At 63.3% G+C, this 14,646-nt stretch carries 20 protein-coding genes and 1 pseudogene; 10 read left to right on the top strand and 11 right to left on the bottom strand.

All coding sequences use genetic code 11. The annotated features are described in order from the left end of the window. Window positions 1-34: 34 nt before the first annotated feature. The gene (locus tag J2R80_RS22605; protein ID WP_057018635.1) at window positions 35-787 is read right to left on the bottom strand and encodes a carbonic anhydrase; all 753 of its coding nucleotides are present in this window, start codon (window positions 785-787) and stop codon (window positions 35-37) included. A gap of 741 nt (window positions 788-1,528) precedes the next feature. On the opposite strand from J2R80_RS22605, the gene J2R80_RS22610 reads away from it, so the two are divergent. The 5 genes from J2R80_RS22610 (at window position 1,529) to J2R80_RS22630 (ending at window position 3,723) form a co-directional block, all read left to right on the top strand. Continuing rightward, a complete protein-coding gene (locus J2R80_RS22610) occupies window positions 1,529-1,852 on the top strand; it encodes a helix-turn-helix transcriptional regulator (protein WP_016846748.1) in 324 nt (107 codons plus the stop codon). Continuing rightward, the gene (locus tag J2R80_RS22615) at window positions 1,849-2,280 is read left to right on the top strand and encodes an SRPBCC domain-containing protein (protein ID WP_057018633.1); all 432 of its coding nucleotides are present in this window, start codon (window positions 1,849-1,851) and stop codon (window positions 2,278-2,280) included. Before J2R80_RS22610 ends, J2R80_RS22615 begins: the two co-directional genes overlap by 4 nt. A gap of 199 nt (window positions 2,281-2,479) precedes the next feature. Then, window positions 2,480-2,713, top strand: coding sequence for a hypothetical protein (locus tag J2R80_RS22620; protein ID WP_076825666.1), 234 nt, complete (start codon window positions 2,480-2,482; stop codon window positions 2,711-2,713). 46 nt (window positions 2,714-2,759) lie between these two features. Beyond that, complete coding sequence (locus J2R80_RS22625) at window positions 2,760-3,191, top strand: DUF1801 domain-containing protein (RefSeq protein WP_076825664.1); 432 nt, start codon at window positions 2,760-2,762, stop codon at window positions 3,189-3,191. A 34-nt stretch (window positions 3,192-3,225) separates the two neighbouring features. Beyond that, entirely contained in the window at window positions 3,226-3,723 is a 498-nt protein-coding gene (locus J2R80_RS22630) for a GNAT family N-acetyltransferase (RefSeq protein WP_076825662.1), read from the top strand. Between the two features lie 30 nt (window positions 3,724-3,753). Here the strand turns inward: J2R80_RS22630 and J2R80_RS22635 are convergent, their stop codons facing one another. From J2R80_RS22635 to flgF, 7 genes are all read right to left on the bottom strand, one after another. Next, window positions 3,754-4,074: a hypothetical protein gene (locus J2R80_RS22635; protein WP_076825660.1), complete on the bottom strand. Its 321-nt coding sequence runs from the start codon at window positions 4,072-4,074 to the stop codon at window positions 3,754-3,756. 251 nt (window positions 4,075-4,325) lie between these two features. Next, window positions 4,326-4,619 (bottom strand): hypothetical protein, encoded by a 294-nt coding sequence (locus J2R80_RS22640; protein ID WP_028337177.1) that lies wholly within the window; start codon window positions 4,617-4,619, stop codon window positions 4,326-4,328. A gap of 96 nt (window positions 4,620-4,715) precedes the next feature. Further along, window positions 4,716-5,048 (bottom strand): hypothetical protein, encoded by a 333-nt coding sequence (locus J2R80_RS22645; protein WP_371852101.1) that lies wholly within the window; start codon window positions 5,046-5,048, stop codon window positions 4,716-4,718. Window positions 5,049-5,476: 428 nt separating this feature from the next. Further along, the gene (flgH, locus tag J2R80_RS22650; protein ID WP_028337175.1) at window positions 5,477-6,229 is read right to left on the bottom strand and encodes a flagellar basal body L-ring protein FlgH; all 753 of its coding nucleotides are present in this window, start codon (window positions 6,227-6,229) and stop codon (window positions 5,477-5,479) included. A gap of 5 nt (window positions 6,230-6,234) precedes the next feature. Beyond that, window positions 6,235-7,290, bottom strand: coding sequence for a flagellar basal body P-ring formation chaperone FlgA (flgA, locus tag J2R80_RS22655; protein ID WP_253639453.1), 1,056 nt, complete (start codon window positions 7,288-7,290; stop codon window positions 6,235-6,237). A 2-nt stretch (window positions 7,291-7,292) separates the two neighbouring features. Continuing rightward, window positions 7,293-8,081 carry a flagellar basal-body rod protein FlgG gene (gene flgG / locus J2R80_RS22660; protein WP_028337173.1) on the bottom strand — a complete coding sequence of 263 codons (789 nt, stop codon included), beginning with the start codon at window positions 8,079-8,081 and terminating at the stop codon, window positions 7,293-7,295. A 16-nt stretch (window positions 8,082-8,097) separates the two neighbouring features. Then, window positions 8,098-8,862 (bottom strand): flagellar basal-body rod protein FlgF, encoded by a 765-nt coding sequence (gene flgF, locus J2R80_RS22665; RefSeq protein ID WP_057018627.1) that lies wholly within the window; start codon window positions 8,860-8,862, stop codon window positions 8,098-8,100. 382 nt (window positions 8,863-9,244) lie between these two features. Here flgF and fliL point away from each other — a divergent pair, with 382 nt between their 5' ends. The 4 genes from fliL to J2R80_RS22685 are packed head-to-tail and all read left to right on the top strand — an operon-like array spanning window position 9,245 to window position 12,230. Then, window positions 9,245-9,730 (top strand): flagellar basal body-associated protein FliL, encoded by a 486-nt coding sequence (fliL, locus tag J2R80_RS22670; RefSeq protein ID WP_253639454.1) that lies wholly within the window; start codon window positions 9,245-9,247, stop codon window positions 9,728-9,730. Window positions 9,731-9,748: 18 nt separating this feature from the next. Further along, the gene (gene fliM, locus J2R80_RS22675) at window positions 9,749-10,951 is read left to right on the top strand and encodes a flagellar motor switch protein FliM (RefSeq protein ID WP_168854986.1); all 1,203 of its coding nucleotides are present in this window, start codon (window positions 9,749-9,751) and stop codon (window positions 10,949-10,951) included. Then, window positions 10,948-11,421: a DUF6468 domain-containing protein gene (locus J2R80_RS22680; RefSeq protein WP_225647918.1), complete on the top strand. Its 474-nt coding sequence runs from the start codon at window positions 10,948-10,950 to the stop codon at window positions 11,419-11,421. Before fliM ends, J2R80_RS22680 begins: the two co-directional genes overlap by 4 nt. Next, window positions 11,418-12,230 (top strand): MotE family protein, encoded by an 813-nt coding sequence (locus J2R80_RS22685; protein WP_057018623.1) that lies wholly within the window; start codon window positions 11,418-11,420, stop codon window positions 12,228-12,230. The genes J2R80_RS22680 and J2R80_RS22685 overlap by 4 nt, the downstream gene beginning before the upstream one ends. A 12-nt stretch (window positions 12,231-12,242) precedes the next feature. Here the strand turns inward: J2R80_RS22685 and J2R80_RS22690 are convergent. After that, window positions 12,243-12,578: pseudogene (locus J2R80_RS22690) on the bottom strand (nuclear transport factor 2 family protein); the annotation flags it as partial. 619 nt (window positions 12,579-13,197) lie between these two features. On the opposite strand from J2R80_RS22690, the gene J2R80_RS22695 reads away from it, so the two are divergent. Beyond that, window positions 13,198-14,040 (top strand): c-type cytochrome, encoded by an 843-nt coding sequence (locus tag J2R80_RS22695; RefSeq protein ID WP_253639456.1) that lies wholly within the window; start codon window positions 13,198-13,200, stop codon window positions 14,038-14,040. A gap of 99 nt (window positions 14,041-14,139) precedes the next feature. Here J2R80_RS22695 and J2R80_RS22700 read toward each other — a convergent pair whose 3' ends face one another. Both J2R80_RS22700 and J2R80_RS22705 read right to left on the bottom strand, forming a co-directional pair. Beyond that, window positions 14,140-14,430, bottom strand: a complete 291-nt coding sequence (locus tag J2R80_RS22700) for an addiction module antidote protein (RefSeq protein WP_028339801.1) — start codon at window positions 14,428-14,430, stop codon at window positions 14,140-14,142. Window position 14,431: 1 nt separating this feature from the next. Beyond that, entirely contained in the window at window positions 14,432-14,638 is a 207-nt protein-coding gene (locus J2R80_RS22705; protein ID WP_253639457.1) for a type II toxin-antitoxin system RelE/ParE family toxin, read from the bottom strand. Window positions 14,639-14,646 lie beyond the last annotated feature (8 nt).

The raw sequence follows: 14,646 nt of genomic DNA on the forward strand, positions 1-14,646 counted from the left end.
ACCTTGACCTGACTTTACTGAATTCACCTGACTTTCAAGTCGCCGGGCGCTTGGCGTCCGTGACCAGTTCGACCTTGCCGTCGGTCAGCCGATAGACCGCGCCGACCACCCTGAGCTTGCCCTGATCGACCGCGGCGCTAAGGATCGGCGTCGCCGATTTCAGTTTCGCGACGTTGTCGATGACGTTCTGCCTGATGGCGTTGGCGAGCCGGTCGCCTCCCTTGCCCTCGGTCGCCTTCACCGCCGGTGCGATCGCATTGACCAGCGAGGGCAGATGGCCGGGCAGGGTGGTGTTGTCCTTCAGCGACTTGATGGCGGCGTCGACCGCCCCACAACTGTCGTGGCCGAGCACCATGAACAGCGGCACGTTGAGCACGGCCGATGCATATTCCAGGCTCGCGATGGTCTCGTCGCTGGCAAAATTGCCCGCGATGCGGCAGACGAACAGATCGCCGCGGCCGGTGTCGAAGGCGTATTCCGGTGCGATGCGGGAGTCCGCGCAACTCAGGATGCCGGCGAACGGATTCTGTCCGCCGGCCAGCGCCTCGCGCTCGTGCTTGAAATCATGCCGCCGCGAGACGCCTTCGACATAGCGCAGATTGCCCTTCACCAGCCGCTCCAGCGCCGCGTCCGGCGCCAGCACATTCTGCGGCTTCGGCGGCGATTTGGTTTCCCTGGCGGAAACCGGCGGGGCAAGGGCGAGGCTGGCGGCGGTGCAGGCCGCGGCAGCGAGGAAGCGGCGCCGGGAGGTCTGGGTGGGAGCTGCGATTTCGCAAAGCTGGCACATCAAGAATCTCCGTAAAATTATCCGAGAATAGCAATCGCGTCCGTGCAAAGGTTGTAGATCATGCGCAGTGCCACCGCAACGACACGGTTTCATGCTCGGTCCCTGCTCCCATGTGCAATTGCGCACAAGGCAGGGATGACGGTGAGGACGACTCGCAATTCAAGATGTCAAACAGCGCGGTGTGATGACCCGCTAAAGCGAAAGCGGGTGATCCAGTATTGCAGAGACGGCTATGCTTGAGCCGAGCGGCCGCGGCGTACTGGATCGCCCGGTCCCGTCTTCGCCAAGGCTTCGACGAGGCCATGCACCCTTGGCGCGCCGAAGCTTCAGCGGAGGCGGCGAGCCGGGTGATGACAGAGCGGATTCCACACACACACGATCGTCGTCCTGGCGAAAGCCAGGATCCATAACCACCGCACTTGATGATGAGCGGGATCGTGGCCCCAGCATCGCGCAACAACGCTCATTTGGGGTAATGGGTCCTGGCTTTCGCCAGGACGACATGGAATGTGTTGCGCGATCTGTGAGTCAAACTTCCGCATTCTCGCGACATGATTTGCCCGAGCTTTGCTCTTCGTTCCGCCCTGAGTTGCCCGACGGGCCGATCGGTGCCACCGGATAACCTGCTGGTTATGAAAGGCGCGGGCGGTCTTGGTGTGCCATCGCGCGAAGTTTGCGATTGACTCATCCATAGCTGGTTGGTTATACGTCAATCCATAACCAATGGGTTATTGATCGCAAATGCCCGACGCTCACGACATCCTGTTTCGAACCCTTGCAGACCCGACCCGCCGGGCCATCTTCGAGCGCCTGTGCCGCGAGGGCGAGCAGACCGTCGGCGCGCTGACGGCCCGCGCCAGGATCTCGCAGCCGGCGGTGTCGAAGCATCTCGGCGTGCTGAAGCAGGCCGGGCTGGTGCGCGACCGCCATGAAGGCAGGCAGACCCATTACAGCGCGCAACTCGGCGCGCTGGCGCCGCTGATCGACTGGACCAGCCAGATGGCGGGCTTCTGGCAGAACCGGTTCGACCACCTCGAAGATCTCCTCAAAAGGATGGACCAATGAACAAGACCACCGCTGAAACGCGTTCCGCGATCGTCGAGCGTGAATTTCCTCATCCGCCGGAAAAGCTCTGGCGCGCGCTGACCCAACCGCATCTGATGGAGGAGTGGCTGATGAAGAACGACTTCAAGCCCGAGGTCGGGCACAGCTTCAACCTGCGCGGCGAGTGGGGCGGCGTGCTGGACTGCAAGGTGCTCGCTGTGGAGCCGCACAGGACGCTGTCCTACACCTGGAATTTCGTGCATGCGGATGCCGCCTACAATCTCGAGAGCGTTGTGGTCTTCACGCTGACGCCGACGGCGACCGGCACCCATCTGCGCGTCGAGCAGTCCGGCTTCCAGCCGCATCAGAAGCAGGCCTATGGCGGCGCTCATGCCGGATGGAAGCAGTTCCTCGAGAATCTCGATCAGCTGATGGCGCGGCAAGGTTGACGGCCTCTCTCTCTCGTCATTGCGAGCCAACGGGTCGGCGCATAGCGCCGCCCGATGACAGGCTCCGCGAAGCAATCCATCGTGCCGCATACACGGATAGATGGATTGCTTCGTCGCTTCAGCGCAAAATTGCTCTGCAATTTTGTCGGAAGCTCCTCGCAATGACGCTGGATCATTCACTCACCAACAGGAGGTCACATTGAACTGGAACAACTGGATCCGGCAATCGCACCGCTGGCTCTCGATCGCCTTCACGGTCGCCGTCATCATCAACATCGTCGCCATGGTCCTGCAGCAGCAGGCGGTCTGGATCGGCTTGCTAGCGCTGTTCCCGCTGATCTTCATGCTGCTCAGCGGCCTTTATCTGTTCGCGTTGCCATATCTGTCGCCGCGGCGTCAGCATGGGGGATCGACGTCCGCGTCCCAAGTGTGATTGCATGACGTGACGACTTGGGGCGGATGAGGCGCGAGAGACAGCAATGACGGCATCGGAACGTATCGACCGGATGATCGAGGACCTCACCGACTGGCGCGGCAAGACGCTCGCCAGCCTGCGCAAGAGCATCCTCGCCGCCGATCCTGAGATCATCGAGGAGTGGAAGTGGATGGGCAGCCCGGTGTGGTCGCGCGACGGCATCATTGCGGTCGGCAACGCCCACAAGGGCAAGGTCAAGCTGACCTTCATGTATGGCGCGCAGCTGCCCGACCCCGACAAGCTGTTCAACACCGGCTTCGAGGGCAATGCGCGGCGCGCGATCGATCTGTTCGAGGGCGACAAGATCAACGCCCCTGCGCTGAAGACGCTCATTCGTGCTGCGATCGAACTCAACCAGGCCAAATCCAGGAAATCTGCGAAGAAGCCGGCAAAGAAGGCCGCGGGTACCCGCGCGACCGCAAAGAAGAAGGCGTGAGCTGCGCCGCCATGGTGCTCGCGATCCATCCGCGATGATCAAGACCAGGCTCGCCACATTGTCCGATGCGGACGCCATCTCCGCGCTGTTGACGGCCAACAACGGGGAGCACGGTGGCATGCTGCTCGGGCAATGGCCGCGCGACGTGATCGAGACGCGCATTGCAAGCGGGCAATCGATCGTCGTCGCGACCGACGATGAGGGCAGACTGCTCGGCGCGCTCCTGACATCGGAGAAGGGATATGGCGAGGCGCCGCCGGTGCAGGCCATGCTGAAGGCCTGGCCGGGGCGGGCAGATGCGTATGTTTATGGTCCGGTGTGCGTCTCGCGGGACGCGCGCGGCCTTGGCGTGCTGGATGCGTTGTACGCGAAGCTTCAGGCGACGTTCCCCGGCCGCGAGGCAATCCTGTTCATCAGGGAAGACAACCCGCGTTCGCTCAAGGCGCATCTGCGGCTCGGCATGCGCGAGGTCGCGCGATACGACTTCGGCGGCAAGGTCTTCATTGTCCTGAGCGACAGGCCCGACGCGTGAATGCGGCCGTCGCGCTCCCGCGCAGGCAAGCTAGGCCGAGATGTCGACCGCCTGGCCGGCCTTGCCGGCGTTCTTCTGGAACGCCTGCTCGATCAGCTCCTTGATCTTCTGCTCGACCGTGGCGCGCTGATCCGGCGTCATGTTCTTGAGATCTTCTTCCGACATGCCCATGCTTTTGAGGATGTTCGCGCGCATCCGGTCCATCGGGCTCATCTGCGCATATTTGAGAAACTTCTGCTCGACGGTGTCGCCGAGCGAGCTGCCGCCGGTGGCGTCGGCGGTCAGCGGTTTCTTCAATGTGCCAGTCGTCATGCTGGCGGTGACCGATCCAAGGGCCGAGATCGACGTCATCTGCGCGCGCAGTCCCCATTGCAATGCTGCAATCGTGGAGCAAATGGCGTGCCATCCGTTGCAGCCGTGATTTCAACGGGATCGCGACGCCGCCACGCGCGCACGACGCGCCGCCGGCAGCTTCTGCCGGGCGAAGTTTGCCGGGCGCTGCCGTCAGGCTATGGTGTGCACGATCACGGGACCAGCAACCCGGTTGCGGCCGTTATGCCTTGGTATGCACGATCACCGGACCCGCAACCCGGTTGCGGCCGTTATGCCTTGGTATGCACGATCACTGGACCCGCAACCGCGGTGGCCTGGCCGACCAGCAATGGGCCGAGATTGTCATCGATCCAGGCCAGCGCGCGGCGGTTGGCCTCTTCGGCGCCGGCATGGTTGTTGAAGACGCTGATCGCGGTGACGGTATCGTCGCCGGCATAGACCACGTAATAGGCCATGAAGCCTTCAACGTCGCTGATGATCGGGATTGCGCCTTCCTTGATCCGGCGCGCGAGTTCCTCGGCGCTACCAGTCTTCGCCTTGGCGTGACGGATGGCGGCATACATGCGTTCCTCCTTCCGGCTGCATCGATCGGGCTGCGCTTCGCGCATGCGCGATCGTACGCCGGACCGGGTGGCGACGCCATCGGGATTGCGGACGGATTAGCTGAAACGCCTGCTCACGACCGTCGTGCGCCGGCCGGGGAGCTTCGGCAGCCTCGCCACATCCGCGCGCGTAGTCGTGGTCCTTGGGCCGGGGGCGGGCTCCGGCTCCTGTTGCTGCAGAAACAGCGTGGCTTCGAACAGCACGCCGGGGGCCTGCTTGGCCGTGCCCGAGCACACCGCCCGGTTGCCGTTGAACGAGCCGGTCAGCTGCGCCTCGACCTCGTCACATCCGAACACGGTGGTGAACGGGCCGTCGGCATAGCGATGCGTCGTCAGCGTCGCCGTGAAGCGGTCCTGATCGAGCTGGTAGGTGCCGCCATAAATGAACATGGCGTCACCGCCCGAGATCCTGCCATTTGCAAGCTGGACTATTCCGGTGCCTTCGCCCCGCGGCGTCCGGAACCACGCCGCATATCGTCCGTCTCTTTGCATGACCGTCATACAAACAGAAAACCCTGCGTTGTCGTCTCCCTACGTTGCAAGCGCCGGGACTTCTACTGCGCGCTGCTGCGAGGGTTAACGAACCGACAAGGCGATGGCGCGACTTTCGTGAAGCGGTATCGGACTGCGCGCGGCGACCGCGCCGGCGCACGCCACCGGTCACAAAAAGCCACGGCCCTCGCCAGGGGAGCTAGCGAGGGCCGTGTTGGTACACCGCGCCGCGCCTAGGTTCGCGACGAGATGTGGGAGCTCGTAAAAGTCCTACTCAGGCATGATCCGTTTCCGAAAACCGGTTTCCACTCTTCGGGATCATGCCGTTAGAAGGGCAGCAGCACGTCGAGAACCTGCTGGCCGTAGCGCGGCTGTTGCACGTCGGTGATCTGGCCGCGGCCGCCATAGGCGATGCGGGCCTGGGCGATCTTCGAGGAATCGATCGTGTTGTCGCTCTGGATGTCCTCCGGGCGCACGATGCCGGCCACGATCAGCTCGCGGATTTCGAAATTGACCCGGATCTCCTGCTTGCCCTCGACTACGAGATTGCCGTTCGGGAGCACTTGGGTGACGACCGCGGCGACGTTGGTCTGCAACGCTTCCTGGCGGTTCACCGAGCCCTTGCCGTCGCTGGAGGCGGTGGAGTCGGCGGTCAGGATGCGGCCGGGCAGGATCTTGTTCGGCTGCGTGATGGTCTGCGAGCCCAGGAAGTTGGTGACGCCCGAATCCTCGGAGTTGGTACGGCTGCGCTGGGTCTCGTTGGCGATCGCGGCCTTGTCGGTGAAGTTCACCGTGATGGTCAGGATGTCGCCGACGCGCGCGGCGCGCTGATCCTTGAAGAAGGCGCGGGAGCCGCTGCGCCACAGCGAGTTCGGGCTGTAGGAGGCGACCTCGGGCTTCGGCATCGGCATCTGCACCGGCTTGTAGCCGGGCTGGGTGGTCGGATTGTCGATCGACGACAGCTTCGGCTGCTCGCCGATCTGGGAGAGACGGTCGATCGACGAGCAACCGCTGGCGATCGTTCCGAGCGCGAGCAGCGCACCGGTCAGGACGAGGCGGTTGATGCGGTACTGGGACATGAACTTTACTCGGCGTTTGGTGCGACTGAACTCAGCTTGACGGAAGCGGAATTGGATTCGGTGGCGTCGGCGGTCGGCGCCGCGCGCGGGGTCGCGACCGAGATCGAGACCTCGCCGCGGCCGGTGACGACGCCGGAGACGGCACGCTTGGACTGCAGATTCATCACGCTGACGGTGTCGCCCTCGGCGCCGCCATCCATCGCCTTGCCGCGGATCGTCAGGTAGAGGCCAGCGGTGCGGTAGATCAGCGTGACGTTCTGGTCGCGGGTGACGAGATCGGGCTTCGCGAGGTCGGCGACGCGCAGCGCCTGGCCGGGGCGGAGCTGGCGGCGGACCTGCATGCCGACGGCGCTGTCGCGCACCGCCGCGTCGTTGCCGATTTCGGCCTTCGGACGGCGCTCGACGATCACGTCGGAGGCCTTCAACACGTCGCCGCGCTCGACATTGCGCGTCAGCACGGCGGCCTCGATGGTTTCGATCGCGGTTCCGGTGAAGCGCAGCTTCGACGGCGCGGCGCCGGCGTCGTTGCCGATCTCGAAGGTCAGGTCGAAACGCGTCGAGCGCGGGTCGTAGCGCACGGCGATCGGCTGCATCACGCCGGTATTGGTTGCCTCGAGGCGGATGTCGCCGGGATCGCGGTCGAAGGTCAGCGCGATGTTGCCGGCCCTGCCGAGCCCGTGGCGGCCCTCCAGCGCGCGCGACACCTGCTGCTCGATCTCCCTGCTGTCGATGGTGCGCGCCAGCCGGGTGACGGTGATCTCCTTCAGCTCGCGGGTGTCGACGCCGATCACCTGGTGCGAGCGCAACACGTTGAGCACTTGCGCGACCGGCAGCGTGCCTGTGGTGCCGAGGTCCGGCGCGCGGTAGACCGCGACGCTGCCGGCGCTGCCGGCATTGTCGATGAGGTCGCCGACCCGCACGATGTCGTCGGCGACCGTGATGCTGGCGCGCAGCGTCGGCACCGCGATGGTCTCGCGGCGGCTTTGCGCGGCCGACGGCGCCACGGTGACCGCGAGGAGCGCGGCTGCGATCAGGAGGGAGCGGGCGATCATCGACATCATCCTCAGCGGAATAGGTTGGAGGTCGACTGCATCATCTGGTCGGCGGCGGAGACCACCTTCGAGTTCATCTCATAGGCGCGCTGTGCGGCGATCAGGTCGGAGATTTCCGAGACCACCTCGACATTGGCCTGTTCGAGGTTGCTCTGCTGCATGTCGCCATAGCCGTCGGTGTTGGCGGTGCCGTCCTGCGGCTGGCCGGAGGCCGGCGTTTCCTGGAACAGATTGTCGCCGATCGGCATCAGGCCGGCCTTGTTGATGAATCGGGTCAGGCCGATCTGGCCGATGTTGGTCGATGCGGTCTGGCCCGGCAGGGTCACCGAGACCTGGCCTTGCGCATTGATGGTGAGGCCGGACGCGTTCTGCGGGATCGTGATCGTCGGCTGCAGCAAATTGCCCTGCGCATTGACGATGCGGCCCTGATTGTCCATCTGGAACGAGCCGTCGCGGGTGTAGGTGAAGGTGCCGTCCGGCATCAGGATCTTGAAGAAGCCTTCGCCGCGGATCGCGATGTCGAGATCGTTGCCGGTCGGCGACAGCGTGCCCTGGGTCATCATGCGCGGCGTGCCGACGGTCTTGACGCCGCCGCCGAGGTCGATGCCCATCGGCATGATGGTGTTCTGGTCGGAGGCCTGCGCGCCGACCCGGCGCACATGGTCGTAGATCAGGTCCTGGAACGCGGCGCGCTGCTTCTTGTAGCCGGTGGTGCGCAGGTTCGCGATGTTGTTGGAGATCACCTGAACGCTGAGTTCCTGTGCCGCCATTCCGGTCGCAGCTGTATAAAGTGCGCGCATCGGTCAATCCCCTGGATCAGTTCGGCACGTCGGCGAGTTTCTCGATCGCCGATTTGTGCAGGTCGCTCTGCTGCTGCAGCAGCGAGGCGATTTGGGTGTAGGTCCGCGTGATCTCGATCATGCGGCTCATCTCGACGACGGAATTGACGTTCGACTTCTCGATGAAGCCCTGGCGGATCTGGGCCTTGGTGTCCGGCAGAGCCTGCGTGCCTTCGCCCGGCGCGTAGAGGTTGGAGCCTTCCTTCAGCAGGCGCTGGGCCTGCGCGAACGAGACGAGGCGCAGCTTGCCGCGGATCGAGTCGAGACGGGAGGTGCCCTCGAGCACGGTGATGTTGCCGTCGGCGGCGATCGAGACGTCGTGGTCGGTCTGCTGGAAGGTGATCGGGCCGGCGGTGCCGAGCACCTGGTAGCCCGAAGCAGTGACCAACTGGCCGCGATTGTTGATCTGCAGGCTGCCTTCGCGGGTGTAGCGCTCGCCGCCCGGCGTCTGCACCACCAGGAAGGCATTGCCGTCGATCGCGACGTCGAGCGGGTTCTTGGTCTCTTCGGTCGGGCCCTGCGCGAAATCGTGGAAGGTCGCGCGGTCCTGCACGAAGGAGACGCGGCGGTCGGAGGAGGCGAAATTGTCCTCATGCGCGTTCGAGGACAGATATTCCTGGAACAGCGACCGGTCGGCCTTGTAGCCGTTGGTGTTCATGTTCGCGATGTTGTTGGAGACGACATCCATCTGCCGTTCCAGCACCATCTGCTTCGATAGGCCGACCAGAAGCGTATTCTGCATCGGTGGTTCTCCCCTGTGAGGCGATCCGAATGCAGGTTCTCCCAAACCTCCACGCCGGACCCGTCGGTAACCATTGGGTTCTCCCAAACCCGCGGGTTACGCCGTCCTCTCAGCGAAAGCCGTGCCAACTTGGAATAGTGTGTTATTTGAATGGTTTAGTTGTTTTACCGGGTGTGGCCCGGGGCGGCAGAAAGGTCTTGTTGACCATGTTTGCCCGGCAGTTTTTTCCTAGTGGATGGTAAATCCTAAGCTTCCGTTAACCATTATGACCCCAGTGTTGCCGGCATTGGGGCGCGTGTGCGCCGGCGGCATTTGTATCGCGTCTTCAGGCCAAGGCTGGGGCAAATCGCGTTCGCATCCTTCAGAGTGAAGCGAGCGGACGATGGCGGACGAGGAAAAGGCGGACAGCGGCGAGGGCGCGGCCGCACCGAAGAAGGGCAAGCTCAAGCTGATCATTGCCGTCGTCGGCCTCGTCGTGCTCGGCGCGGGCGCCGGCGGCTGGTTCGTCTTCATGCGCGGCCACGGCGAGGAGCAGCACGCCGAAGCGCCGCCGCCGAAGCCGCCGAGCTTCGTCGACGTGCCGGACATGCTGGTCAATCTGGTCGGCGCGCCCGGCGAGCGCGTGCAATATCTCAAGCTGAAGCTCGTGCTCGAGGTCAAGGAAGAGAAGCAGGTCGAGGCGATCAAGCCGGCGCTGCCGCGCGTCACCGACCTGTTCCAGACCTACATGCGCGAGCTGCGCCCGAGCGACCTCAACGGCTCGGCCGGCCTGTTCCGCCTCAAGGAAGAACTGACCAAGCGCGTCAACCTTGCGCTGGCACCTAACCAGGTCAACGCGGTGCTGTTCAAGGAAGTCGTGATCCAGTGACGGGGTGGATGTAAAGCCATGGCCGGCAACGACCAGATGGACCAGGACGCCATTGCGGCGCAGTGGGAAGCCTCGCTCGATTCCGAGGATCCCGCGGCGGCCGCGGCGGAAGCCGCAAAGAACGAGCTCACCGAGAACATGGCGCTGCAATGGGCCGCCATGGTCGAGGACGGCAGCCGCGACTTCGGCAGCAAGAGCACCAATGGCGAGCGCGTGCTGTCGCAGGAGGAGATCGACAATCTCCTCGGCTTCACGGTCGGCGACGTTAGCCTCGACGACCATTCCGGCATCCGCGCCATCATCGATTCCGCGATGGTGTCCTACGAGCGTCTGCCGATGCTCGAAATCGTGTTCGACCGCCTGGTGCGGTTGATGACGACCAGTTTGCGCAATTTCACCTCCGACAACGTCGAGGTCTCGCTCGACCGCATCACCTCGGTGCGCTTCGGCGACTACATGAACTCGATCCCGTTGCCGGCGGTGCTCTCGGTGTTCAAGGCGGAGGAGTGGGAGAACTTCGGGCTCGCTACCGTCGATTCCAGCCTGATCTATTCGATGATCGACGTGCTGCTCGGCGGCCGCCGCGGCCAGACCCAGCTGCGCATCGAGGGCCGGCCCTACACCACGATCGAGACCAACCTCGTCAAGCGGCTGGTCGAAGTGGTGCTGTCGGATGCCGAGCAGGCGTTCCGGCCGCTGTCGCCGGTGACCTTCACGATCGACCGGCTCGAGACCAACCCGCGCTTTGCCGCGATCAGCCGCCCGGCCAATGCCGCGATCCTGGTGCGCTTGCGCATCGACATGGAAGACCGCGGCGGCAATGTCGAATTGCTGCTGCCCTACGCCACCATCGAACCGATCCGCAACGTGCTGTTGCAGATGTTCATGGGCGAAAAGTTCGGCCGCGACCCGATCTGGGAAGGCCATTTCGCCACCGAAGTGGCGCAGGCCGAGATCGCGGTCGATGCGGTGCTCTATGAAGCCGATATCCCGCTGAAGGAGCTGATGAAGCTCAAGGTCGGCGACACGCTGCCGCTGGATATCCGCTCCGACGCGCTGGTCTCGGTGCGCTGCGGCAACGTCACCCTGACCGAAGGGCGCATGGGCCGGGTCGGCGACCGTGTCGCGATCCGCGTCACCAAGAATTTGCGTAAACCCCAAACCACCTTCGCGATGTTCGAGAAGGCGGACGAGCGGACCAAGATGATGGAGGCACCATGAGTCATGTGCTTGGACTAGCAATCGAGAGTCTGGTAGCCGTGCTGCTGATGCTGACGATCGGCTATTGCTGGCTGCTCAACAAGCGCCTGCAGCGGCTGAAGGCCGACGAGCATTCGCTGAAGGCGACGATCGCCGAACTGATCACCGCGACCGAGATCGCCGAGCGGGCGATCGGCGGGTTGAAGCATGCGGTCCGCGACGTCAACGAGAACCTCGGCAACCAGCTCGATGCGGCGACGCAGATGTCGGCGCTGCTGAAGAACCAGCTGGCGGAGGGCGACCACGTGGTGCGCCGCCTGTCCAAGATCGCGATGGCCGCGCGGCCGTCCGAGCCCGCGCATGCACCGGCACCGGCGGCTGCGCCCGCCGCGCCAGTGGCGCCGGCGCCCAGGGTCTCGGCCGCACACGCGGTTGCCGCGGCGGCTGAAGCCTTCACCGAGCGCAGGAGGGCCGGCGGCCTCGCTGCATGAAGTTGCTTCGTGACATCAGAGTGATGCCCGTGGTGCTGGTCGCGATCTTCGGCCTGATGGTGCTGAAGGTCGCCGGCCTCGTGCTCGATGGCGGTTACGTGTTTGCCGACGATACGCCGCCGGCCGGCCCGGCTGGCCCATCTTGGGCGCAACAGAATTTCAACTTCCCCGGCGCCGGCAAGGCGGTGGTGGACAGCAAGATCAAGGCCGATCCCGGCGACATCACGGGATCGGTCGAGCACAAGGACGCCAAGAAGGACGAGGCGCCGAAGCCGGCCGCACCGGCCGCGGAGCCGTCCAAGCCCGATGGCGTCGTCGTCAACCTGGATGCGCCGCCGCAAGTGTCGGCATCCGAGCGCGCGATCCTGGAGCGGCTGCAGGCGCGCCGCCAGGAGCTCGAGACGCGTGCGCGCGAGGTCGAGATCCGCGAAAGCCTGCTGAAGGCCGCCGAGAAGCGCATCGAGGCCAAGGTCGAGGAGGCCAAGGCCAATGACGCCAAGACGAATGCCGATGCCGCGGCAAAGGCGGAAGCCGATGCCGCGCGCTTCAAGGGCATCGTCACCATGTACGAGAACATGAAGCCGAAGGACGCCGCGAAGGTGTTCGATCGTCTGGAAATGAACGTGCTCTACCAGATCGCCTCGCAGATCCAGCCGCGCAAGATGTCCGACATCCTCGGCCTGATGCAGCCGGAAGCCGCCGAACGGCTCACGGTCGAACTCGCCCGCCGTGCCGGCGGCGACAAGTCGGCCTCGACCGACGATCTTCCCAAGATCGAAGGCAAGATGCTCACCCCGAAGACGAATTGATGGGGTCTGTCGTCAGGTTTTCGGGAGTGGAGACCGGTGCAGATGGACAATCTTCCAATCCGAGCCTTGCTTCGCGATCACGAATGTGACGCGGCCGAGGCTGCTATAAGGCTGGCCATCCTTCATGACGCCGGAGATGGTGTCGAACCCGGCAAGCACCACCGTCCTCTCGTCGATCAGGAGAGCCTCTGCGCTTTGCAGCGCCACAGTGTTGGGGGGCGAATTGAGGATTGTCGCTTCGAAGTATTTGCGGATTTGCTCCGGCTTCGTCATGACGACCTTGCCGAACGTCCCGATCATGGTCGCTTCCGGGGCATAGAAACCGACGATACCGTCAAGGTCGGCGTCAGCGAAGGCTTTGCTCCCTCAACGAGCTGCGCTGCGTCCTCCTTCGGACCGGCTTGGGCAATCGAGACACTCATTAAGAGAGCAAGAATTGATAGTGGCTTTCGCATGGGCGATCCTCTCAAAAAGAAATTATTGCAGAACAATCGGAAATCGAGTGAGGCAGCAGTGCTGCTTCCGCGTTGCGATAAATCATTATTACCAATCAACGGGGCGGCTTGACCGCTCCGATGTCCGTCCGGCCGAGTTCGCCAAGTCGCCCCGATCCGGTGCAAATGGACAAGCGGGCACAAGGCGGCCTGATGGTCACGATCCTTTGCCGACATAAGCGGAGCAGGGCGGCTTGTGGCCCCCTCTCGTGGCGCCTCGGCGTACATCCGTGCCGAACGGCGCCAAGGCCATTGCAACAGAGCCATCGCAGACATTGCCAAAGTGCTTGATGCGGGTCTAGCATTGGCGTGAGGAAGGCCAGCGTGACTTCGCTGCTTTGGAGCCTTCCGCGATTGCGGTCGCATGGACCGCCGCTTGAGTTGATTGATTGAATTGCTCTTGTGCCGGGCGCGAAGCTGCGCCCGATCAGAAATTGAATTTTTCATCACCGAGAAATTTCGAGGAAACCAATATGCGTAGCCTGTTCATGATGCTTGTCGTCATCGCCACCACCAATCTGGCATGGGCCCAACCCGAACTCGTCAAGCGGGGCGATTACCTTGTCAACGGCATTCTGGCTTGCGGCAATTGCCACACGCCCAAAGGACCGAACGGCGATGTTTTGGAGAAGGCGTTCTCGGGCGGGGGATACTGGGACGAGCCGCCGTTCACAGTGCATGCCGCCAACATCACGCAAGACAAGGAAACAGGCATCGGAAGCTGGAGCGACGCCGATATCAAGAAACTGCTGCGGACCGGGCAAACCCCAAAGGGCGTGCACACCGCGATGATCATGCCGACCAGCTTCTATCACATCCTGACGGAAAATGATCTCGACGCGGTCGTCGCATATTTGCGTACGATCACGCCGGTCCACAACAAGGTGCCCGATCCGATCTACAAGGTGCCTCAAGTCGAGAACGTTCCGCCGGGCGGCGAGAACCCATTCGCCGAACCGATGATGAGCGACAAGGTGCAGAAGGGATTCTATCTCGTCACGATCGCGCATTGCATGGCGTGCCATACGCCGATTGGACCGAGGGGACGAGAATACAAGAGCAGTCTTGGCGCGGGTGGCGTCAAATTCTCCGGGCCGTGGGGTATCTCGGTCTCACGCAACATCACGCAGAACAAGACCAATGGGATCGGCACATGGAGCGACGACGAGATCAAGCGTGCGATCACCGACGGTGTCAGCCGCGATGGCAGCCGTCTCGGTCGACCGATGGGATACCACTACTACGCCCGGATCAGTTCCGATGACCTCGATGCCATCGTGGCGTATTTGCGCACGGTACCCGGCAGCGCGGAGTAAGGCTCGTTGCAAGGCCAAATCCTGTCCGGTCACAGCCGCGCAGCGGGCCCCTGGCTGACTCCAATTCTGCGAGGATACCGCGCACCGCTATCTGCGCAGCTAGGCGGCGCTCGGAACAAGCTTCAGCTTCAAACCGAGCGCTTTTGTCGCCTTGTTCAGGGTTTCAATAGTCGGATTGCCGCCGGGCCGGAATGACTTGTAGATCACTTCGCGGCTCAAGCCAGTTTCGCGCGAAAACTGCGATACGCCGCGAGCTCTGGCGATGTCGCCGATAGCTGTCGCGATGAACGAGGGATCGTCCTCTTCCAGCGCCGCTTCGAGATAGGCGATCTGCTGCTCTAGCGTCTTCAGATGATCCTTGATGTCGAACTTGGTCGTCTTGAGCGGCATCTCAAATCTCCTTCACCATCGTCTGGGCCGCCTTGACGTCCTTGCTTTGGGTTCGCTTGTCGCCACCGCAGAGCAGGAGCACGATGGTTTTGCCTCGACGCGTGAAATAGAGACGCCGGATGCGTGCGCAGATCCGGGCGACCGCTTTTATGTCGGCTAGCGAGTTGAGCCCGTGCGCAAAAGCGTCGGTCTGAACGACCTGGATCATACACAACG

Source organism: Bradyrhizobium sp. USDA 4541 (assembly GCF_024171085.1).
In the GTDB taxonomy this organism is placed as follows: Bacteria; Pseudomonadota; Alphaproteobacteria; order Rhizobiales; family Xanthobacteraceae; genus Bradyrhizobium; species Bradyrhizobium australafricanum.